At 72.0% G+C, this 18,640-nt stretch carries 20 protein-coding genes and 2 pseudogenes; 8 read left to right on the top strand and 14 right to left on the bottom strand.

Annotated elements, in window-relative coordinates:
- Positions 1-196: pseudogene (locus ABEB12_RS40975) on the bottom strand (DHA2 family efflux MFS transporter permease subunit); the annotation flags it as partial.
- A 454-nt stretch (positions 197-650) separates the two neighbouring features.
- On the opposite strand from ABEB12_RS40975, the gene ABEB12_RS40980 reads away from it, so the two are divergent.
- Positions 651-986 (top strand): DUF2867 domain-containing protein, encoded by a 336-nt coding sequence (locus ABEB12_RS40980; protein ID WP_425572322.1) that lies wholly within the window; start codon positions 651-653, stop codon positions 984-986.
- On the opposite strand, the gene kynU is transcribed toward ABEB12_RS40980, so the two are convergent.
- From kynU to ABEB12_RS40995, 3 genes are read right to left on the bottom strand one after another with little or no spacing between them, the layout of a single operon-like run.
- The gene (gene kynU / locus ABEB12_RS40985; RefSeq protein WP_185065694.1) at positions 919-2,151 is read right to left on the bottom strand and encodes a kynureninase; all 1,233 of its coding nucleotides are present in this window, start codon (positions 2,149-2,151) and stop codon (positions 919-921) included. The genes ABEB12_RS40980 and kynU overlap by 68 nt on opposite strands.
- Positions 2,151-3,005 (bottom strand): tryptophan 2,3-dioxygenase, encoded by an 855-nt coding sequence (locus ABEB12_RS40990; RefSeq protein ID WP_345703589.1) that lies wholly within the window; start codon positions 3,003-3,005, stop codon positions 2,151-2,153. Before ABEB12_RS40990 ends, kynU begins: the two co-directional genes overlap by 1 nt.
- Positions 3,006-3,019: 14 nt before the next feature.
- Positions 3,020-3,556 carry a cupin domain-containing protein gene (locus ABEB12_RS40995; protein WP_185065696.1) on the bottom strand — a complete coding sequence of 179 codons (537 nt, stop codon included), beginning with the start codon at positions 3,554-3,556 and terminating at the stop codon, positions 3,020-3,022.
- Positions 3,557-3,694: 138 nt separating this feature from the next.
- Between ABEB12_RS40995 and ABEB12_RS41000 the strand changes: the two genes are divergently transcribed.
- From ABEB12_RS41000 to ABEB12_RS41015, 4 genes and pseudogenes are all read left to right on the top strand, one after another.
- A complete protein-coding gene (locus ABEB12_RS41000; protein ID WP_185065697.1) occupies positions 3,695-3,928 on the top strand; it encodes a DUF3311 domain-containing protein in 234 nt (77 codons plus the stop codon).
- The gene (locus ABEB12_RS41005) at positions 3,928-5,418 is read left to right on the top strand and encodes a sodium:solute symporter family transporter (RefSeq protein WP_185065698.1); all 1,491 of its coding nucleotides are present in this window, start codon (positions 3,928-3,930) and stop codon (positions 5,416-5,418) included. The genes ABEB12_RS41000 and ABEB12_RS41005 overlap by 1 nt, the downstream gene beginning before the upstream one ends.
- On the top strand, positions 5,415-5,729 hold the full coding sequence (locus ABEB12_RS41010) for a TIGR04076 family protein (protein WP_185065699.1): 315 nt from the start codon (positions 5,415-5,417) through the stop codon (positions 5,727-5,729). Before ABEB12_RS41005 ends, ABEB12_RS41010 begins: the two co-directional genes overlap by 4 nt.
- Positions 5,726-6,619, top strand: a pseudogene (locus ABEB12_RS41015) (LLM class flavin-dependent oxidoreductase); the annotation flags it as partial. The gene ABEB12_RS41010 and the pseudogene ABEB12_RS41015, both read left to right, overlap by 4 nt.
- Before the next feature lie 96 nt (positions 6,620-6,715).
- Here the strand turns inward: ABEB12_RS41015 and ABEB12_RS41020 are convergent.
- From ABEB12_RS41020 to ABEB12_RS41050, 7 genes are all read right to left on the bottom strand, one after another.
- Positions 6,716-7,339, bottom strand: coding sequence for a LysE family transporter (locus tag ABEB12_RS41020; RefSeq protein WP_185065700.1), 624 nt, complete (start codon positions 7,337-7,339; stop codon positions 6,716-6,718).
- Between the two features lie 145 nt (positions 7,340-7,484).
- The gene (locus ABEB12_RS41025) at positions 7,485-8,729 is read right to left on the bottom strand and encodes an alpha/beta hydrolase (RefSeq protein ID WP_185065701.1); all 1,245 of its coding nucleotides are present in this window, start codon (positions 8,727-8,729) and stop codon (positions 7,485-7,487) included.
- Positions 8,726-8,971: a hypothetical protein gene (locus ABEB12_RS41030; protein WP_185065702.1), complete on the bottom strand. Its 246-nt coding sequence runs from the start codon at positions 8,969-8,971 to the stop codon at positions 8,726-8,728. Before ABEB12_RS41030 ends, ABEB12_RS41025 begins: the two co-directional genes overlap by 4 nt.
- Positions 8,968-9,621, bottom strand: coding sequence for a VOC family protein (locus ABEB12_RS41035; protein WP_345703590.1), 654 nt, complete (start codon positions 9,619-9,621; stop codon positions 8,968-8,970). Before ABEB12_RS41035 ends, ABEB12_RS41030 begins: the two co-directional genes overlap by 4 nt.
- Positions 9,618-11,141: an FAD-dependent monooxygenase gene (locus ABEB12_RS41040; protein ID WP_185065703.1), complete on the bottom strand. Its 1,524-nt coding sequence runs from the start codon at positions 11,139-11,141 to the stop codon at positions 9,618-9,620. The genes ABEB12_RS41035 and ABEB12_RS41040 overlap by 4 nt, the downstream gene beginning before the upstream one ends.
- Positions 11,138-12,760 (bottom strand): AMP-binding protein, encoded by a 1,623-nt coding sequence (locus ABEB12_RS41045; RefSeq protein ID WP_185065704.1) that lies wholly within the window; start codon positions 12,758-12,760, stop codon positions 11,138-11,140. Before ABEB12_RS41045 ends, ABEB12_RS41040 begins: the two co-directional genes overlap by 4 nt.
- Positions 12,761-12,771: 11 nt before the next feature.
- On the bottom strand, positions 12,772-13,989 hold the full coding sequence (locus ABEB12_RS41050) for an MFS transporter (RefSeq protein WP_185065705.1): 1,218 nt from the start codon (positions 13,987-13,989) through the stop codon (positions 12,772-12,774).
- A gap of 97 nt (positions 13,990-14,086) precedes the next feature.
- Here ABEB12_RS41050 and ABEB12_RS41055 point away from each other — a divergent pair, with 97 nt between their 5' ends.
- A complete protein-coding gene (locus ABEB12_RS41055) occupies positions 14,087-14,839 on the top strand; it encodes a TetR family transcriptional regulator (protein ID WP_185065706.1) in 753 nt (250 codons plus the stop codon).
- Between the two features lie 127 nt (positions 14,840-14,966).
- Positions 14,967-16,061: an alpha/beta fold hydrolase gene (locus tag ABEB12_RS41060; protein ID WP_221498789.1), complete on the top strand. Its 1,095-nt coding sequence runs from the start codon at positions 14,967-14,969 to the stop codon at positions 16,059-16,061.
- Positions 16,062-16,065: 4 nt separating this feature from the next.
- Here ABEB12_RS41060 and ABEB12_RS41065 read toward each other — a convergent pair whose 3' ends face one another.
- Both ABEB12_RS41065 and ABEB12_RS41070 read right to left on the bottom strand, forming a co-directional pair.
- A complete protein-coding gene (locus ABEB12_RS41065) occupies positions 16,066-16,821 on the bottom strand; it encodes a PEP-utilizing enzyme (RefSeq protein ID WP_185065707.1) in 756 nt (251 codons plus the stop codon).
- A 405-nt stretch (positions 16,822-17,226) separates the two neighbouring features.
- Positions 17,227-17,520 carry a hypothetical protein gene (locus tag ABEB12_RS41070; protein ID WP_185065708.1) on the bottom strand — a complete coding sequence of 98 codons (294 nt, stop codon included), beginning with the start codon at positions 17,518-17,520 and terminating at the stop codon, positions 17,227-17,229.
- Between the two features lie 258 nt (positions 17,521-17,778).
- On the opposite strand from ABEB12_RS41070, the gene ABEB12_RS41075 reads away from it, so the two are divergent.
- Complete coding sequence (locus ABEB12_RS41075) at positions 17,779-18,327, top strand: hypothetical protein (RefSeq protein WP_345703591.1); 549 nt, start codon at positions 17,779-17,781, stop codon at positions 18,325-18,327.
- Here the strand turns inward: ABEB12_RS41075 and ABEB12_RS41080 are convergent.
- Complete coding sequence (locus ABEB12_RS41080) at positions 18,311-18,625, bottom strand: 4a-hydroxytetrahydrobiopterin dehydratase (RefSeq protein WP_185065709.1); 315 nt, start codon at positions 18,623-18,625, stop codon at positions 18,311-18,313. The genes ABEB12_RS41075 and ABEB12_RS41080 overlap by 17 nt on opposite strands.
- Between the last annotated feature and the right edge of the window lie 15 nt (positions 18,626-18,640).

Raw genomic sequence — 18,640 nt, forward strand, 5'->3', positions numbered from 1 at the left:
CCTTCTGGATGGACGGCACCGCGACGTTGACGATCGTCACGTCGAGTACCGCCATGAAGTTCCCGACCACCAGTACCAGCACCGCCACCAGCCAGCCGCCGCTTTCGGCGGGCCGTGCCGGGCGGGGTGCCTCCGGCGGCCGGTCGGGCGCCTCCGGGAAAGGGGCACGGCTCGGTGCCAGCTCCGTATCCTGCATTGCCGGGTTCCTCTTCCAGGAAAAGGTCATGGGGTATCGCCGGAAATGGGCAGAGGCATTTCCGGGGTGCGTTTAATTCACCATATCAGCAGTTCAGGGGTCTGTTTTGTAATCAGGATCGCGCTTGACGAAATTGTTCAACTGTGGGCAACGGGCAAATTTCTAACACTTTCGTGTTCTACGATTTGCGTTTTCCGTCGAGCTCTGCACCCATTTTTTGGGTCGATCGGGGCTTGATCGCCGGCGGTGGTGGTTCCGCCTCGAATATCGACGCTGATCCGCCATGAACGACGATCACCCAGATCGGCGGCGGCGCTGCTGATCGCCCTGATCGGGATCACCCGTTGAGCGGGCGCGGGGCTTTCGGTCGGCTCCGCGCGGTGCCCGACGGCCGGTCATGGCGTTTACCGGCGCGGGACGGCGGTATCCGTGCCGTGCGGCTGAAGGAGGACGGGTGCACGACGAACCACCGATGTGCCTGGTGGCCGGGGCGACCGGCTACCTGGGCGGGCGCCTGGAACCCCGCACGCTGCTGCGCCTGCGCGCCGAGATGAAGGTGCCCGGCCTGGCCTGGCTGGAACTGGGCATCCAGGAGGAGGACGGCGGCCGGGCGACCTACCGCCAGCGGGCGATCTTCGTGCCGCGCGGGCTGGCCGGGCACCTGTACTGGTGGAGCGTGGCCCCGTTCCACGCCGTGGTTTTCGGCGGCATGGCCCGCAACATCACCCGCACCGCCGAGCGTGCCGGACCAGATCACGGAACACCGCCATCGCCCGGTAGGCCTCGCTGAAGCTGGTGGTGAGCGGGGACAGGCCGACGCGGATGGCGTCCGGGGCCCGGTGGTCGATGATCACGCCGGCGGCGATCAGCCGCTCGGACAGCGCCGGGCCATCCGGGTGGGTGACGGTGACGTGCGCGCCGCGCCGGCCCGGATCGCGGGGGGAGGCCAGCCGGACGCCGTGCGGGGCCAGCCACTGGTCGGTCAACCGCACCACCAGTTCGGTCAGCTCGACCGCCTTGGCCCGGATGCGCTCGATGCCCGCCTCGGCGACCAGCGCCACCCCCTCGGCCACGCCGACCAGCCCGGTGATCGGCGGGGTGCCGGAGAGCAGGCGGCGCATGCCGGGCGCGGGCTGGTAGCCCGGCGCCATGTCGAAGGGGCGCCGGTGGCCCATCCAGCCCCAGATCGGCTGGGCGAACCGGTCCAGGTGCTCGCCGCGCACGTACATGAACGCGGGGGCGCCCGGGCCGGCGTTGAGGAACTTGTAGGTGCAGCCGGCGGCGAAGTCCACCCCCCACTCGTCCAGCGCCAGCGGCACCGACCCGACGCTGTGGCACAGGTCCCACACGGTGAGCGCGCCGGCCCGGTGGGCCAGCTCGGTGATGGCCGGCAGGTCGGTGAGGTAGGCGGAGCGGTAGGCGGTGTGGGACAGCGTGACCACGGCGGTGCGCTCGGTCAGCACCTCGCCCACCTGCTCGGGGGTGACCCCGCCGGCCGGGTCGGACTCGATCCAGCGCACGGTCAGGCCCAGCTCGTCGGCCACCGCCTGCACCACGTAGCCGTCGGTGGGGAAGTTCTGCCGGTCGCCGACGATCTCGTCCCGGCCCGGGCGCATCGCCGCCGCGCCGCGCAGCAGCTTGTACAGGCAGACCGTGGTGGAGTCGGCCACCGCGGTCTGCCCCTCGGCCGCGCCCAGCGTGGCCTCGGCCAGCCGGTCGCCGATGGTCAGCGGCCAGTCCATCCAGCCCTCGCTCCACGACCGGATCAGCCGGCTGCCCCAGCCGTCGGTGACCAGGCCGGCCAGCGCGTCGGCGGTGGCCCTCGGCGGCCGGCCGAGGGAGTTGCCGTCCAGGTAGGCGACCAGGTTCTCGTCGTCCGGCGCCACGAACCGGTCCCGGAAGTCGCGCAGCGGGTCCCGTTCGTCCAGCAGCCGAATCTCGTCGGGAACGGACATCACGTCAGCTCGGTGCGCACGGCCAGGATCTCGGGGAAGAACGTCAGGTCCAGCGCGGAACGCAGGAAGCCGACGCCGCTGGAACCGCCGGTGCCGCGCTTGCCGCCGATGATCCGCTCGACGGTCTTCAGGTGGCGGAACCGCCACAGCTGGAAGCTCTCCTCCACGTCCACCAGCACCTCGCAGGTCTCGTAGGCCGGCCAGTTGCCGGCCGGGTTGCGGTAGATCTCCCGGAACACCGCCACCAGTTCGGGGCAGAACTCGTGCGCCTCGGTGACGTCGCGGTCGACCAGCGCGGCCGGCACCGGGTAGCCGGCGCGAGCCAGGTGGCGGAGGAACTCGTCGTACAGGCTGGGCGCGGCCAGCGCGGCGCGCAGCTCGCCGGCCGAGGGCGAGTCCGCGCCGAATACGTCGATCATGTCCCCGTTCTTGTTGCCGAGCAGGAACTCCACCGTCCGGTACTGCACCGACTGGAACCCGGACGCCGGCCCCAGCACGTCCCGGAACTGTACGTACTCGGTGGGCGTGAGGGTCTCCAGCACCGACCACTGCTCGAACAGCTGGCGCTGCACCGCCTTCACCCGGGCCAGCGCCTTGAGCGCGGGCCCGAGGTCGTCCCGCCCGATGGCCGCCATGGCGTGCCGCAGCTCGTGGATGATCAGTTTGAACCACAGCTCGGTGGTCTGGTGCTGCACGATGAACAGCAGCTCGTCGTGGTGCTCCGGGCGGCTCAGCGGGCGCTGCGCGCCGAGCAGCTGGTCCAGCCGCAGGTAGCCGGCGTAGGTCTGGTCGGCCGGCAGGTTGCGGTGCACGCCGGGCTCGACCGGCCGGGCGTTGCGGCTCGAGGTTGGCACGGCGGACCTCCCGGTCACGGGGATGGGGGAGTCACGGAGACGAGGAACTCGGCGCGGTCGGCGGACCGGTTGACGTAGCGGTGCGCGAGCCGGGAGTCGAAGGTGATCGCCTCGCCGGTGCACACCGTGCGGGGCCGGCCGTCCAGTTCCACGGTCAGCGCGCCGGCCAGCACGAACGCGCACTCCAGCGAGGCGTGGCTCCACGGTTCCTCGCTGATCGCCTCGCCCGGCTCGAGCACCGCGCGCAGCACCTCCAGCTGGCCGTTGCCGGGGGTGAGCCGCTCGTAGCCGATCCGGCCCTTCGGGCCGCGCAGGACGGACCGCTCGCCGGGCCGGCTGATCCACACCTGGGGCGCGGACTCGTCCTCGAACAGCGAGGCCACCGACTCGCCGAACGCGCCGGCCAGCCGGCGCAGGGTGGACAGGCTGGGCTCGGTGACCCCGCGCTCGACCTGGCTGAGCAGGGTCGCGGACAGCCCGGTCTCGGCGGCCAGCGCGCGCAGGCTCAGCCCGCGCCGGGTGCGCAGCGCGCGCAGTTGGTCGCCGATCATCGATGCCCTTCCTTGCAGTAGTACTGCACGAGGCTAGGCCGGTTCCCCACTAGTCACAAGCTTGACGTCGGTCGATCGGCGAACGTACGGTCCCGTTTCGTGCATTCACAGTGCACATGCCGAGAACCGGGAGCCGTGATGGCCACACCCCCGTCCCGCCGACGCTCTCTCACCCACCGGTGGCTGCTGGTGGTGCCGTTCGTCTGGCAGGTGGCCGCGGTGCCGCTGGTCAACCGGGTCAGTGCGGCGCCGCTGCACATCCCGTTCCCGATGCTCTGGCAGATGGCCGGCGTGCTGCTCACCTCGGTGCTGATCGGGGTGGTGTTCCGGCTGGATCGCGCCGCCGGCGCCCTCGACGAGGACGAGCGCTGATGGCGCTGGGCATCGCGGTGGCCATCGTGCTGGCCACGGCGGTCGGCGCGATCGGCTACGGGCGCCGGGCGGGCGCGCGGCCGACGATGGTGAACTGGGCGGTCGGCGGCCGCCGGTTCGGCCCGCTGCTGTTCTGGTTCATGAACGCCGGCGAGGTCTACACGATCTTCGCGCTGCTCGGCATCTCCGGTTACGCGTTCGCCATGGGCGCACCGGCCTACCTGGCCTTCACCTCGGTGTCCCTGAGCTACGCCCTGGGCTACTGGCTGATGCCGAAGATCTGGCGGGCCGGCCGCCGGCACGACCTGATCACCCAGCCGGACTTCTTCGCCGCCCGCTACGACGCGCCGTGGCTGGGCGTGGTCACCGGCGTGGTCGGCATCGCGGCGCTGGTGGTCTACGTGCAGATCCAGCTGGTCAGCCTGCGCCTGATCGTGGACGTGGCCCTGGGCGGCGCGCTGCCCGAGTGGGGCGCGGTCGCGCTGGGCGCGGTGCTGATGCTGGCCTTCGTGATGACCGTGGGCCTGCGCTCGGCGGTGTTCTCGGCGGCGGTGAAGGACGTGCTGGTGGTGGTGCTGGTGGTCGGCCTGGCGGTGACGGTCGCCGCCCGGGTCGGCGCGGCCTCCATGCTGGATGTGTTCCGCCTGGCCGAGGAGCGCCACCCGGGCATCGGCTGGCTGCCCGGGCTGCAACCGGAGGCCCACACCGACACGGTCTGGCTGATGACCTCGGCGCTGAACGTGGCCCTGGGCAACTGGGTGTTCCCGCACCTGTTCCAGGTGTCGTTCAGTGCCCGATCGGCCACCGCGATCCGGCGCAACGCGGTCTGGCAGCCGCTGTACTCGCTGTCCTACTTCTTCATCGTGCTGCTCGGGTTCGCCGCGCTGCTCGGCGGGGTGCGGCCGACCGAGGAGAACGCCAACGGCGCACTGGTCCAGCTGGTCAGCCAGTCCTACCCGGCGTGGGTGGTGGGGGTGTTCGCCGGCACCTGTTTCCTGCTGGCGATGGCCCCCGGCTCGGTGCTGCTGATCACGATGGGGTCCACGTTCGCCCGCAACGTGCTGCGCCCGCTGCGGCCGGGGCTGACCGACCGGGGCGCGGTGGCCGCGTCGCGGCTGGCCATGGTGGCGCTGGCCGGGGTGGCGGTCTGGCTGACCCTGCGTGACGACTCGTCGCTGGTGCGGATCCTGCTCTACGCCTACGCGGCGATCGGCATGCTGGCGCCCGGGGTGTTCCTGGCCTTCCTCTGGCGGCGGACCACGGCGATCGGCGTGCTGGCCGGCATCGTGGCCGGGTTCGTCGCGCTGCTCGCCCCGTTCGCCACCGGCTTCTGGTCGGCCGCGCTGCCCAACTGGGAACCGGGGCTGATCGCGATGGGCATCGACGCGGTGGTCACGGTGGCGGTCAGCCTGGTCACCCGGCCGCCGGGGGAGGCCGCCGTCGCGGTGGGCGTCCCGGTCGCCGCCCAGGAGCGGGAGGAGGCGCGATGAGCGAGACCGTGCTGTACGACCTGCGGGTGGTGGTCGAGCGGATCGAGGGCCGCTCGGTGTGCGGCATGCGGGTCGGCGACCACTTCGACCTGGTGAACAGCGCCCAGCTGCGGATACCGGAGGGCCGGCACTTCTGCGTGTACGCGCTGGCCGCTGTGCTGCCGCTGCTGGCCGCCAAGCAGCGGCGACTGGAACCGGGCGACTGGCTGGAGCAGGACTCGCTGGTGTGCTGCCCGGACCCGGAGGAACGCCTGGTCATGCGGATCGAGCGGCTGGGCCTGTGCCGGCTGCGCACCGAGGACCTGACGTGACCGAGATCGGCCTGGGCCTGCAGGGGGACAAGCGACCCGGCGACTACGCCCGGCTGGCGGCGCTGGCCGAGGGCCACGGGTTCGACGTGCTCAGCGTGTACGGGGACCTGATGTTCCAGCCGCCGATCGTGCCGCTGCTGGAGATGGCCGGGGCGACCCGGCGGGTGCGGCTGGGCGCCGCCTGCTGGAACCCGTTCACCCTGCACCCCTACGAGATCGCCGGCCAACTCGCCGCGCTGGACCACGCCTCCGACGGGCGCGCCTACCTCGGCCTGGCGGCCGGGTCCTGGCTGGACGCGCTGGGCCTGCGGCGGGCGCGGCCGGTGCGTGCGGTGCGCGAGGCCATCGAGATGGTCCGTTCGTTGCTCGCCGGGGATGCGCGCGGATACGCCGGCGAGGTGTTCCGGCTCGAGCCGGGTGTGCGGCTGCGCTATCCCGTGCGCCGGGCCGAGGTGCCGGTGCTGGTCGGGGCGTGGGGGCCGGGGATGGCCGCGATGGCCGGCCGGGTGGCCGGCGAGCTGAAGGTGGGCGGCACCGCGAACCCGGCCATGGTCGGCGTGCTGCGGGACCGGATCGCGGTCGGCGCTGCCGCGGCCGGCCGTCGCGCGGAGGACGTCGGCCTGGTGGTCGGCGCGGTCACCGTGGTGGACGAGGACCGGGCCGCCGCGCGGGCCAGGGCGCGCGCCGAGGTGGCCATGTACCTGGGCGTCGTCGCCGGGCTGGACCCGACCGTGACCGTGCCGCCCGCTCTGCTCGACGAGGTCAACCGGCGGGTGGCCGCGCACGACCACGCCGGCGCGGGCGCACTCGTCCCGGACGAGCTGCTCGACCGGTTCGCCTTCGCCGGCACCCCGGAGGACGTGGCCGGGCAGGTGCGGAAGCTGGTCGACGCCGGCGTGTCCCGGGTGGAGTTCGGCACCCCGCACGGCCTGGACGACGCCCGAGGCATTGACCTGCTGGGCCGCCGGGTCCTGCCGCTGCTGGACCTACTCGACGGCGAGCCGGGCGCCGAAGCCCAGCAGCGCGGTGCCGGTGACCGTGTCCATCGCGCGGCGCACCCGGCGGCGGGTGAGCCAGCCGTGGGTGCGGTGCACGAACAGGGTGAGGGCCAGCAACCACGCCGAGCCCAGCCCCGCGACGGTGTAGGCCAGCAGCAGGGCGTCCGCGGTCGAGGTGACGCCCGGCTGGAGGAACTGCGGTAGCACCGACAGGTACATCACCAGCACCTTCGGGTTGGTGATGTTGCACAGGAAGCCCTCGGCGTAGGCCCGGGACCTCGCTCCCGGGCGGTCCCCGATCCCGTCCAGCCGGTGGTAGTCGCCCCGGCGCGCGCTGCGCAGCGCCTGCACGCCGAGGAAGCACAGGTAGGCCGCGCCGATCCAGCGCACCGCCGTGAACAGTGGCTGGGAGCCGACGACGAGCGTGCCGAGCCCGACGGCGGCCGCGCTGCCCTGCAGGACGCTCGCGGTTCCGATGCCCAGGATCGCCAACGCCCCGCGCCGTGCACCGCCGACCATGGCGTGCCGGAGCGTGACCATGGTGTCCGGGCCGGGGACCAACACCACGACAACCACGACAACCAGGTAGCTGACGTACACGTGCCAGGTCATTGCCCGGAGTCTACGAGCGGCCGCACGCGCCTCGCCTGCTCGCCCCGCCGAGCGCGCGCTGGGTCCGGTTTTGATCAAGGAAACACCGGACTGAGCCAGCGCTCGACGACCAGCGGCGATCATTCAGCCCACCTCGGCCGGGGCTCTAACGGGCGGTGGGGAACCGCTCGGACAGCCACTCGGTGAGGTGTCGTCCGGCCAGCTCGGCGCCCGGGGGTTCGCCGGGGGCAATCGGTCCGCCGAAGTGGGTGCCCCGGACCCGGCGCACGGTGAGGTCGGCCGCGCCCAGCGCGTCGATCATGACCCGGCTGTCGGCCGGGAACGCGGCCTGGTCCCCGGTCAGCTCGAGGAACAGCGTCGGCGCGCGTACCCCGGGCGCGGCGCGCGTGAAGCCGGCGTTCGAGCTGAGCCCGGACCAGGTGGAAAGCCAGGCGTCCGGCGTGGTCAGCCGGCCGAACCCGACCAGCCCGTAGTTGATCAGGTCCGGCCGGCGGCCGAACAGTGAGCCGTACGGCCGCTCGTTGGGGTCGAGCGAGAGGTCCACGGTCCTCGGGTCGGCGTCGGTGCGGTACACCGTGATCAACCGAGGAGCCAGGGCGGCGCGGCGGTCCCGGGGGTCGCCGCTGCTCTTGGCCTGCCGGCGGGCGGCCGACGTCTCCGCCGCCAGTTCCCGTGCGTGCGCGTCGATCCGGGTCACCCGGTCGCGCTGGGCGGCCCGGTAGCGGGCCAGGAAGTCGGGGCCGTACCGCGAGCTCGCCGGCGGCTCGGCGAAGCCGTTCGCCGGGTCGAACGGGTCCAGCTCCGGGATGCGGGACAGCGGGTCGGCCTCGTCGGCCACCGACGGGTCGATGCAGTGCAGCAGCAGCTGCCCCTGGCCCGGGTGCGGGGCGAGGAACACCGCGCCGTCCGGCACCGGCAGCGCCGCGTCGGCCAGTCCGGTCGGTCGGCCGGCCGGCGTGCTGGCCACCCGTTCGCCCGGCGGCAGCCCGGCCTGCTCGTGGTAGTACGCGTACAGCGCGCCGCCACCGGAGTGCCCGAGGGTGACCAGCCGGTCGAAGCCCAGGTCGCGCAGGTGGCAGAGGCCGGCGGCGGCGTCCAGCAGGGCCTGCTCGTGCACCAGGTTGACGTCGTTGTTCACCGATCGGGAGGTCTGCGTCCAGACCGCGCAGCCGGCGCGCAGGATCAGCGGCACCAGCGGATGGTGGGTCTGGTCCTGGCGCGGGTGCATGATGCACACCACCGTCCCGGCGCCCGGCACGGTGCGCAGCGCGCCGGTCACGGTGGCGCCGTCCGCCGTGTCGAGCTGGTAGAGGTCGGTGCGGGTGGCGTCCGGCAGCGGCTCTCCGCGCTGGTGGCGGCCGGCGCCGAGCCGGGTCTGCGCGCGGGTCATGCCGGCACGACCCGCAGCGCGTCCTTGTCGTGCTGGGCCACCCGGGCGTCGGTGAGCCCGGCGATGCAGCTGTACCAGACGGCGTGCCGGCATCCGGTGGCCCGCCGGTCCACGGTGATCGTCCCCGGCGCGCTGATCACGAAGTAGGGGCCGAGCCGGTCGACCCGCACCGCCGGGTCCTCGGCGGCCACCTTGGGCACGGCCAGGTTCTCCGGGACGTCCAGCACGAACAGCGTGGTCACGACCGGGCCTCCTGGGTGCGCCGAGCGTCCCACTCCGCCGCGCGTTGCACGATCAGCTCCGCCTTGCGGGTGAGCAGCTTGGCCAGGCTCGGCTCCGGGCCGCCGGCCACCTCGACCAGGGCGTCCACGGTCAGCTCGGCGTCCAGGTCCTCCTGCGGGGTCACCGGGCGCATCGCCCGGGTGATCTCCACCATGTAGCCGTTCGGGTCGTGCGTGTAGATCGACTCGATGGTCTCGTGCTTGACCTGCATCTCCACCGGCCAGTCGCTGGCGTCCAGCCGGCGGCGGTACTCCAGCAGGTGGTCCTCGCCCTCGACGTGGATGGCCAGGTGCCGGGAGTCCACGAAGTAGCCGGGGACCTCGGGGCCGAAGCCGGCGTACACGTCGCCCTGGGGCTGGCGGTGCACCGGCTCGAGGCCGAAGTAGTAGAAGAAGGCGATCCGGTCGTCGTTGCCGATGTCGAAGAAGAAGTGCACGAAGTCCGGGTGCCGTTCCCGGCCCCAGCCGGCGGCGCAGATCGAGTGCACCACCGGGAACCCGAGCACGTCGCGGTAGAAGCGCACGGTCCCGGCGGGGTCGAAGGTGGGGAAGGCGGCGTGGTCGACGCCGAGGGCGAGGTGTTCCACGGTGGTTCCTCTCTGCTCGGTCACGGTCGGTTCTGGATGGCGATGAGGTCGGTGCGCCCGGCGGCGAGCCCGGCGGTGAGATCGGGGAAAAGCTCGGCCGGCCCCTCGGCGATCACCATTGGCAACCCGGCCAGGCGCAGCCGCTCGGCGAACTCCAGGCGGGTGAGCAGGTCACCCCGGTCGGCCGGGCCGGTGACCCAGGCCGCGCGCCCGGCCCGGGTCAGCCGCCGGACCAGCTCGTCCGCCTCGGCGCACCACGGATCGGCCGGGACGTTGGTGACCTCGGTGAAGTCGGTCAGCATCCCTCGGTGCACGACCCGGCTGGGGAACCCGGCCCACGGCCGGGCGGACACCCAGGCGTCCGGGTCGGCCAGGTCCACCCGCTCCGGCGGCTCGCCCGAGTACTGGGCCAGCCCGGCGCGCACCACGCCGGGCGTACTCGCGGCGAAGCGGGCCAGCGGGACGTTGCCCGCCCGGCTCATGTAGGCCACGGTCAGCTGCTCCACCGGGAGGTGGGTACGGGCGGGGAAGGAGTCCCACCAGCGCTGGCTGCGCCGGGCCAGCGCCTGCATCCGCGCCACCTCGGGCTTGCGCCTCCGCTGGTAGCCGGCGAAGGCGGCGTCCCGGTCCGGTGCGGCGGCCAGCGCCTCGCACAGCGCGATGGCGTCCTCCATGGCCAGCTTGGTGCCCGAGCCGACCGAGTAGTGCGCGGTGTGCGCTGCGTCGCCGAGCAGCACCCGGTTGCCGTCCGACCAGCGTGCGCAGGTCACCGTGCGGAAGCGCTGCCAGCGGGTGCGGTTGCCGATCAGCCGGTGGCCGCGCAGCCGCTGGGCGAACGCGTCCGACAGGTAGGCCAGGGCGGTCTCGTCGGAGGCGTCCGAGGGGGTCTCGTCGGTGGTCCGGTCGAAGCCGGCCCGCCGCCACGTGCCCTCGTCCGCCTCGACCAGGAAGGTGCTGCGGTCCGGCGCGTAGGGGTAGGCGTGCGCCACGAAGGTGCCGTGCTCGGTGGTGGCGGGGGCGAACATGGCCTCGTCCAGCGCGAAATCGGTGCCGGCCCACAGGAACAGGCCCCGGCCGACCTCCACGCTCGCCCCGAACGCGTCCGCTCCGCCGGTCCGGGTCGCGCTGCTCACCCCGTCGGCCACCACCACGACGTCGGCGTCCAGGTCGGCGGGGTCGACCCGCTCCCCGTGCCGGAGCTCCACGCCGGCCTTCTCCGCGTGCCGGCCGAGCACCGCCAGCAGCTCGGTGCGGGCGATCGCCACCAACCGCCCGCCGGGCACCCGGGCGACCCGGTCACCCACGCGCATGCTCATGTCGTGCGGATAGGAGGCGGCCAGGATGTCGCGCAGGCTGTCCGGGTCGGCGGCCTCCAGGTTGCGCTGGGTGCGCGCGCCCAGCGCGACGCCGAACCCGAACGTGGTCTCCGGCAGTCCCTGCTCGTGCACGACCACCTCGAGCCCCGGGTCGGCCAGCCGCATCAGCCGCGCCGCGTACAGCCCGCCCGGGCCGCCGCCCACCACCGCCGCCTTGCGCACCTTCATCGGGCCGCCACCCGCTCGCGCAGCTCCTTCTTGGCCACTTTCCCGACGTTGGTCAGCGGAAACGCCTCCACCAGCTCCACCCGTTCCGGCCACTTGTACTTCGCCAGTCCCTGCCCGCGCAGGAACTCGCCCAGCGAGGCCACGGTGAGCGGGGCGGCGCCGGATTCCATGATCAGGAATGCGCAGGCGCGTTCGCCGAGTACCGGGTCGGGCATGCCGACCAGGGCGGCGTTGTGCACGTCGGGATGGCGCACGATGATCTCCTCGACCTCCTCGGAGTGGATCTTCTCCGCACCCCGGTTGATGACGTCCTTGATGCGGCCCTCGATGGAGTAGTAGCGCCGGCCGTCCACCGGGCGGCACACCGCCAGGTCACCGGTGCGGTAGAAGCCGTCGGCGGTGAACGTGGCCGCGTTGTGCGCCGCCGCGCGGTAGTAGCCGGGGATCGTGTACGGGCCCCGGCAGGCGAGCTCGCCCAGCTGGCCGTCCGGGACCTGGTTCTCCCCGCCGACCTCGAGCACGCGCACCTCGTCGGCGGGGGAGACCGGCACGCCGACCGTGTGCAGCCGGACCCGCTCCGGCGCCTCGGCCGGGGTGCCCAGGAACATGCCCTCCGCCATGCCGAACATCTGGTTGCACGGCACGCCCAGCTCGGGCTCGATGCGCACGGCGACCTCCAGCGGCAGCTTCTGCCCGCCGACGCACATGCGTCGCACCCCGCGAAGGCCCTCGCCGGTGGCGGCCGCGTGGTCCAGCAGCCGGATGACCACGGCCGGCGGGACCAGCGGGATGCAGGTGACCGACTCCCGGCGCACGGTGTCGGTGATCGTTGCCGCGTCCGCGCCCGGGGCCAGCACGAACGCCGCGCCGCGCCAGTGCGCCGGCTGCAGGGCGGCGGCGATGCCCGCGTTGTGCATGATCGGCAGCGCGTGCAGCACCACCGATTCCTTGTCAATGTCCAGCGCGTCCGCCCAAGCGGCCGAGTTGTGCACGTACTCGCGGTGCCGGCGCGGGGCGACCTTGGGCAGGCCGGTGGTGCCGCCCGACAGCTGGAAGGCGACCACTCCATCCGGATCGACGGCGACCGGGTCCCGCGAGCCCGCCGCCAGCAGCTCTTCGAAACCGATCGCCCGGTCCAGCTCACCGCCTATCGAGATGACGGTCTCGAGGCCGACCGCGGCGGCCACCGACGGCAGGTCCTGGCCGGCGAAGTCGGCCTGCACCAGGTGGCCGGTGGCGCCGACGTGCTCGGCCAGCAGCCCGATCTCCCGATGTCCGTGCATGGGCAGCGTGCAGACCGGGACCACCCCGGCCTTGACCGCCCCGTAGTAGGCGATCACGGTCTCCGCGATGTTCCCGGCGGAGAACATCAGCCGGTCCCCGGGGCGCAACGGGGTGACGGCGAGCAGGCCGGCTGCGAAGGCGTCGGTGCGGCGGTCCAGCTCGCGGTAGGTCAGCCGGGTGGTCGGGGTGATCAGTGCCGGGCGGTCGGCGAAGCGGGCGGCGGCGTGCCGCAGCTCGTCGCCGACCGTGCGCTCGCCCCACAGGCCCCGGCGGCGGTAGGCGGCGGCGCGGTCCGGGGCGAAGTCGGGAAGGTCGGTGATCGTCTCGGCCAGCATCGGTGCGCTCCTCACTGCATGGTCCCGCTGGCGGCAAGGCCCTCGGCCGGGCGGGGCGCGGCGGTCCGGGGCGGGACGGCGCCGGCGGCCAGTGCGCCGAGCACCGCGACGGCGGCGAACGCGGCGAAGTTCCAGCCGAGGCCCAGCCCGGCACCGATCAGGTAGCCGCCGAGCAGCGGGCCGGCGACCGCGCCGAGCCGGCCGATCCCGGTGCTGACGCCGAGCGCGGTGGCCCGGTTCCGGCCCGGGTAGTGCAGCGCGACGTAGCCGAAGACGACGATCTGGGTGCCGACGGAGGCCGCGCCGGCCACCGCGATCAGCAGGTAGAGCAGCACCGGGGGCAACGGCTGGGAGAGCAGCCCGATCGACGTGGCGCCGACGGCGAACGCCGAGGTGGCGGCCACCCGCCCGCCGTACCGGTCCGCGACCGCCGAGCCGGCCAGCCCGCCGGCGATCGCGCCGAGGTTGAACACCAGCAGGAAGGCGATCGCCGAACCCAACGCGTAGCCGGCCTGCCGCATCAGCTGCGGCAGCCAGGTGTTCAAGCCGTAGACCAGCAGGAACCCGGCCACGTTGGCCAGCGCGAACAGCCCGAGGGCCACGCCGGCCCGGCCCCGGGTGAGCCCCGGATCGCGCACGCCGGGTTCCCGGGCGAAACCCGGCGACTCGGGCAGCAGCCACGCGGCCAGCGGGAGCAGGGTGACCAGCGGCAGCGCGCCGAGGGCGAACAGCGCCCGGAAGCCCGCCGACTCCAGCAGCGCGATGCCGGCCAGCGCGGCGAGCACCCCGCCGACCGGGAAACCGCACAGCATGACCGCGTTGAGCAGGTTGCGCCTCGGCGCCGGCGCCGACTCCACCACCAGCGCGATGGCGATCGGCGCTATGCCGCCGAAGCCGAGGCCGGCCAGGAAGCGGGCCAACCCGAGCAGCTCGGGGGAGGGCGCGGCCGCGACCGCCAGCATCATCACCGAGAACCAGGCCAGCGTGGCCAGGAACATCCGGCGGCGGCCGAACCGGTCGGTCAGGGCGCCGGCGGCGATGGCGCCGACGAACATGCCCAGCAGGGCGTAGCTGCCGATCGCGCCGACCTGCGGCGCGCTCAGCCGCCACCCGGGGTCGGCCATCAGCGCGGGCACCGCCGAGCCGTAGACGATCAGGTCGTACCCGTCGAACACGATCGCGGCGAACCCCAGGGCGACGACGGTCCGGTGGTTGGTTGGTGCGGGCATCGCTCCTCCTCAAGTTGCAACATACATGTCAAAATATCGACATCAATGTCACAAGGTCCGATCGGGTGAACCAGGGCGGCGATCTACGATGAGCGGGATGACGGTGGAAGAACGGCCAGCGGCCCAGGGTGACGGCGCCCCCGCGCGGGGTCAGGCGCGTCGGCGGATCGTGTCGAACGAGCTGCTCGAATGCTCGGCGCGCCTGTTCGCGCGGCAGGGATTCGCCAATACCAGCTTCCAGGACATCGCCGACGCGATGGGTATCAGCCGACCGGCTCTCTACCATTACGTCAGCAACAAGGAAGAACTGCTGACCGCGCTGGTGCGGGACGTTCTGGAACGCGTCGTGGAAATCCTGGAGGACGCCAAGGCGCGCACCGATCTGGCCGAGGACGCCCGAATAGAGCTGGCGCTGCGCGGAATCGTCATCAACAACGCCGGAAACACCACCCGGTTCCGGCTGCTGGACCGCAGTGAACCGGATCTGCCGGCGGAAATCGCGGAACTGCACCGGCAGGCCCGCCGGCGGGTCCTGGCCCTGTTGACCGGCCTCATCGAGGACGCGATCGCCGCCGGGAAACTGCGCCCGCTGCCGGCCCGGACGGTCGCACTGGGCATGCTGGGAATGGCCAACTGGGTCGCCTGGTGGTACCGCCTGGAAGCCGACGGCGCCCCGGAGAACATGGCCGACGTGTTGGTCGACATGGCGATGACCGGCATCCGCCGCGCCGACGACCGGACCGTCGCCCCCGGCCCCTGGCCCGCTCTCCAGCTGCTCAAGGAAGACCTGGCCCACCTCGAGTCGGCCATGCGCACCGCCGAGCAACCCTCGCCTCCCGACCCGGCCTAGCTCCCGGAGCCTGACTATCCGCTGGTGGCGGCGCTGTGACACGGGTGTCGGAAATTTGTCGGTGATGTCGCGACTTCTGCTCATGTGGCTCGTTCTCCACGGCAAGAGCACTCAGCGAGGAGGAGCGATGAGACGGCTGATCGGGCTGGCGAGCGGGCTGGCGGTTGCCCTGGCCGCGGTGACGGTGGGCAGCGCGACGGCGGTCGACATCGGGCTGGACGACGTCGCCGAGGGCGTGGTGGTCAGTGCGGAACCCGCGGAATCGCCGAGTGGGGCCGACTGTAAGAACATCTGGTTCCGGGTTCGCCAGTTCGCCTCGGCGCCGGCGAACCAGCGCGTGTTCGGGCAGCTCTGCCATCGCGGCGAGCTTTCCGCCGACACCCCGGTGCAGATTCTGATTCACGGCGGCAGCTACAACCACGCGTACTGGGACTGGCCCTATCAGCCCGGGAAGTACTCGTACGTCGACGCCGCGACGAAAGCCGGATTTGCCACGCTGAACATCGACCGGCTCGGCTACGGACATTCGGACCACCCGAACCCGCTGACCCTCGACTTCAATGTCGCCGGATTCGTCACCCACCAACTCGTCCAGGCCCTGCGTTCCGGCGAAGTCGGGCCGAAGTTCCGGAAAGTCGTCCTGAACGGCCACTCGATGGGCGGACTCACCGCGCAGCATGCCGCGTCGGAGTTCCACGACGTGGATGCCGTAATCGTCACCGGCGTCGGGCACAACTTCGCGCCGAAGGGAATCGCGCAGGTCGCGGACAAGTTCTATCCCGCCGACATCGACCCCAAGTTCCTCGGCCGGGGCTACCCGCCGGGCTACCTGACCACGCTGCCGGGCAACCGGGCGAAGACGTTTGTCGCACCCGCTAAGTACGACCCCAAGATCGAGGCCTACGAGGAACGGCTCAAGGACACCCTCAGCCCGACGGAGCTGACCGGCATCACCGCCGACTCCTACAACCACTCGATCACCAGGAACATCCGGGTCCCGGTGCTGTACGCGATCGGCCAGCACGACCTCATCTGGTGCCCGACGACCCAGGACTGCAACACCGACCCGCAGGCCCGCGACGAGGCCAACTACTACCGGAAGGGCCTGTACACCCGGTACGTGGTGCCGGGCTCCAGCCACTCGATCAACGTCACGCTGGCCGCGCCCGACTTCTACCGGGAGACGTTCCGCTGGCTGGCCGAGCAGGACATCCGTCCGTGAGCCATCAGGCCGGTTCGTCGATGGTGACCCGGCCGGTGACGCCGTCCACCGTGATAGTGGCGCCGTCCGGGATGAGCGTGACCGCGTTGCGCACCTGGGCCGACGGCATGCCGTACTCCCGGGCCAGGCACGCGGCGTGGGCGAGCGGGCCGCCGGTCTCGGTGACGATGCCGGAGATGATGTTGAACGCGGCGGCCCATCCGGGGTCGGTGGAGTTGCACACCAGGATCTGGCCCTTGCGCAGCCGGCCCAGCTCGGCCAGCGACCTGACCACGCACGCGGCGCCGGTGACCACCCCGGAGCTGGTCCCCGAGCCCCGCAGCACGCCGTCCTGGGCGCCGTCGTCCTCGGCCTGGTCCAGGTCGACCGGCTGGCCCTTGTGCAGGTACATCGGCATCTGCACCTCCTTGGCGTGGAACCGGTCCCAGTCCCGCATCCGGGCGGTGATCTTGGCCCGGGTGAGCCGGGTGGCCGTGCCGGTCTCCAGCAGGGTCCACAGCTCGTCCACGGTGAGGAACCAGAAGTCGCGATCGGTCTCCACCAGGCCGCGTTCGGTCAGCCGGCGGTTGGCCTCCAGGAAGCAGCGCTTGATCGTGAAGGTGCTGCGGTCCACGCAGTTGCGCTCGGTGTCCCGGAACACGATGAACCGCTGGATCCAGTCGACCACGATCTTGACCGCCTCGGCCCGCAGCGCCCCGAGCGGACCGCGCCGCAGCCTCTCGCACACCTCCTGGAGCACCTGTTGTCCAGCGTTGGACACAGGGCGCAGCTCCCGTTGTTGATCTCTGGCCGCTCGGTCAGGCGCTGTCTGGACTGGGCGGGGAGCGGGCGGCGTGGTCGTCGCGGTGGTGCCGGCAACCGGACCGGGGATGGGTGAAGCCGGCACGGATGGCGTTGGTGAGGGCGCAGCGGGCGGCGGGGACGGCAACGGAGAGGTCACAGGGGCTTCCCTCTGGTGGCTGATGGGGCACCGATACCTTCGGAGCCACTGTGACCCCCGTTGCTCAGGTGGCCCCGTGCTTACCCGCGTTACTAGGCGGGCCGCCGCCCAGACCGATGCATCCGGCCCGGACGGCGGTCCCGTCGCGGCTCTGAGGGGTGTCTCCCGGACGGTTGAGCCGCACCCGGTTCAACGAACGACCCCGGCGGCCGGCGTCTCGCCCGATCAGAGTGCGTCGGGCCACTCGAACCGAAGCCCCTCGTCCATCAGTCTCTGAATGAACTCGTCGAGCGAAACGATCATGTCCGCCAGTGCCTCGCGGTCTGCCTCCTCGGCGAACTCGGGGATCTGCTTTACGAGTGCATCGCGCGCTGCCTTCACCTCTTCCAGCTCGCGCAGCTCCAACATGTTGGGGGTGTCCGCAACCTCTTGAGCACGGTCGAGGAACCTCAGGATCGTGCGGTAGTGCTCGTTGTCGTGCACGTCGTGCACGTCGTGCACGTCGTGCACGTCGTGCATGCGGGCTCTCCTCGGCGCGTTGGTCGCGGCACCGGTACTTCGGAGCTGGTCTGACCTGCGTTACCAGGTGGCTAGCGGGCCGCGCGGTCACAACCCAGCAACATCCGGGCGTCTCCTTCGCCGTGCGTGTAACACCGGGCTCGCGCTGGGCGAACCGCCGTAGGCCTGGCCCGCCGCTGCCTCGGAGGCCCCACCATGACGACACCACCCGGCCCACCTAGATCACCATGGCCGAGCAACTATCCGCCGCCGGAACCGGTGCCGGTCCAGTACATGGTCACGAACGATCCGCCGGACAAGGTGAACCACGTCCTGCACCTACTACTGACGATCTTCACGTTCGGCCTCTGGCTGCCCTTCTGGATCGTTATTTCCGCGCTCGCGCAGAACCGGTCGGACCAGCAACGGGTCACAACGGTGTACGGAGCGCCCCCGCCACCTGGGTACGGTGCCCCAGCTCCGCCCGCCTACGGCACGCCGGTTCCACCGCCGCACGTGCCGACGCTGACATGGCCACCCCCGGCCGCGCCGCCGCCTGGTCAGATCTCCGGCCCGACGCGCCCGGCCAGCGGCGAGTCATTCATGGCCAAGCTGGCCAAGCTGCCGAAGCCGGTCCTCTGCTCGCTGATCAGCGTGCCCGTCACGTTCGTACTGGGCATCGCGGTTCAGAGCGCCGTGGTAGCGCTAGGGCTGCCGATGCTCGGTCTGGTCGCCGCAATCGTCTTCTGGGGAATTCACGAATTGCGCCCGCCGGACCAGGAAACGGGCGAGCCCGGCCCAGAGACTGATCTCAGCCCGCCGAGGTAGCCCCGTGATCGGCCGCGATGCGGTCGATCCGGTCCGCTAGGTCGAAGTCCAGCTCGGTGACCTGGTTGTCCACGTCGTGTGTGGTGATCCCGAAACGCACCCGGCCGAACCGTAGGTCAGCGTCCGCGTGGTGCCCGACCCGCTTCCCTTCCGCCGCCACCTCCACGATCAGCCGCACCCCGGCGTGATAGCCGATCTCGAACCATTTCTCGATCATCGCGGGGTCTCCGGTCCACCCCTCCCGGTGGGCGAGCTGGGCGGCTACGTCGTCGGCGGACAGCGGCGGCGGCAGGGTCACCGGAGATCCTTTCGG

This window comes from Actinospineispora eucalypti (assembly GCF_039543365.1).
GTDB lineage: Bacteria > Actinomycetota > Actinomycetes > Mycobacteriales > Pseudonocardiaceae > Pseudonocardia > Pseudonocardia eucalypti.

Coding starts and splice junctions, on each gene's coding strand:
- kynU (WP_185065694.1), bottom strand. CDS start 2,151: ATGTCCGTTCCCGACGAGATTCGGCTGCTGGACGAACGGGACCCGCTG.
- ABEB12_RS40995 (WP_185065696.1), bottom strand. CDS start 3,556: ATGATCGGCGACCAACTGCGCGCGCTGCGCACCCGGCGCGGGCTGAGC.
- ABEB12_RS41000 (WP_185065697.1), top strand. CDS start 3,695: ATGGCCACACCCCCGTCCCGCCGACGCTCTCTCACCCACCGGTGGCTG.
- ABEB12_RS41005 (WP_185065698.1), top strand. CDS start 3,928: ATGGCGCTGGGCATCGCGGTGGCCATCGTGCTGGCCACGGCGGTCGGC.
- ABEB12_RS41010 (WP_185065699.1), top strand. CDS start 5,415: ATGAGCGAGACCGTGCTGTACGACCTGCGGGTGGTGGTCGAGCGGATC.
- ABEB12_RS41020 (WP_185065700.1), bottom strand. CDS start 7,339: ATGACCTGGCACGTGTACGTCAGCTACCTGGTTGTCGTGGTTGTCGTG.
- ABEB12_RS41025 (WP_185065701.1), bottom strand. CDS start 8,729: ATGACCCGCGCGCAGACCCGGCTCGGCGCCGGCCGCCACCAGCGCGGA.
- ABEB12_RS41040 (WP_185065703.1), bottom strand. CDS start 11,141: ATGAAGGTGCGCAAGGCGGCGGTGGTGGGCGGCGGCCCGGGCGGGCTG.
- ABEB12_RS41045 (WP_185065704.1), bottom strand. CDS start 12,760: ATGCTGGCCGAGACGATCACCGACCTTCCCGACTTCGCCCCGGACCGC.
- ABEB12_RS41050 (WP_185065705.1), bottom strand. CDS start 13,989: ATGCCCGCACCAACCAACCACCGGACCGTCGTCGCCCTGGGGTTCGCC.
- ABEB12_RS41055 (WP_185065706.1), top strand. CDS start 14,087: ATGACGGTGGAAGAACGGCCAGCGGCCCAGGGTGACGGCGCCCCCGCG.
- ABEB12_RS41060 (WP_221498789.1), top strand. CDS start 14,967: ATGAGACGGCTGATCGGGCTGGCGAGCGGGCTGGCGGTTGCCCTGGCC.
- ABEB12_RS41070 (WP_185065708.1), bottom strand. CDS start 17,520: ATGCACGACGTGCACGACGTGCACGACGTGCACGACGTGCACGACAAC.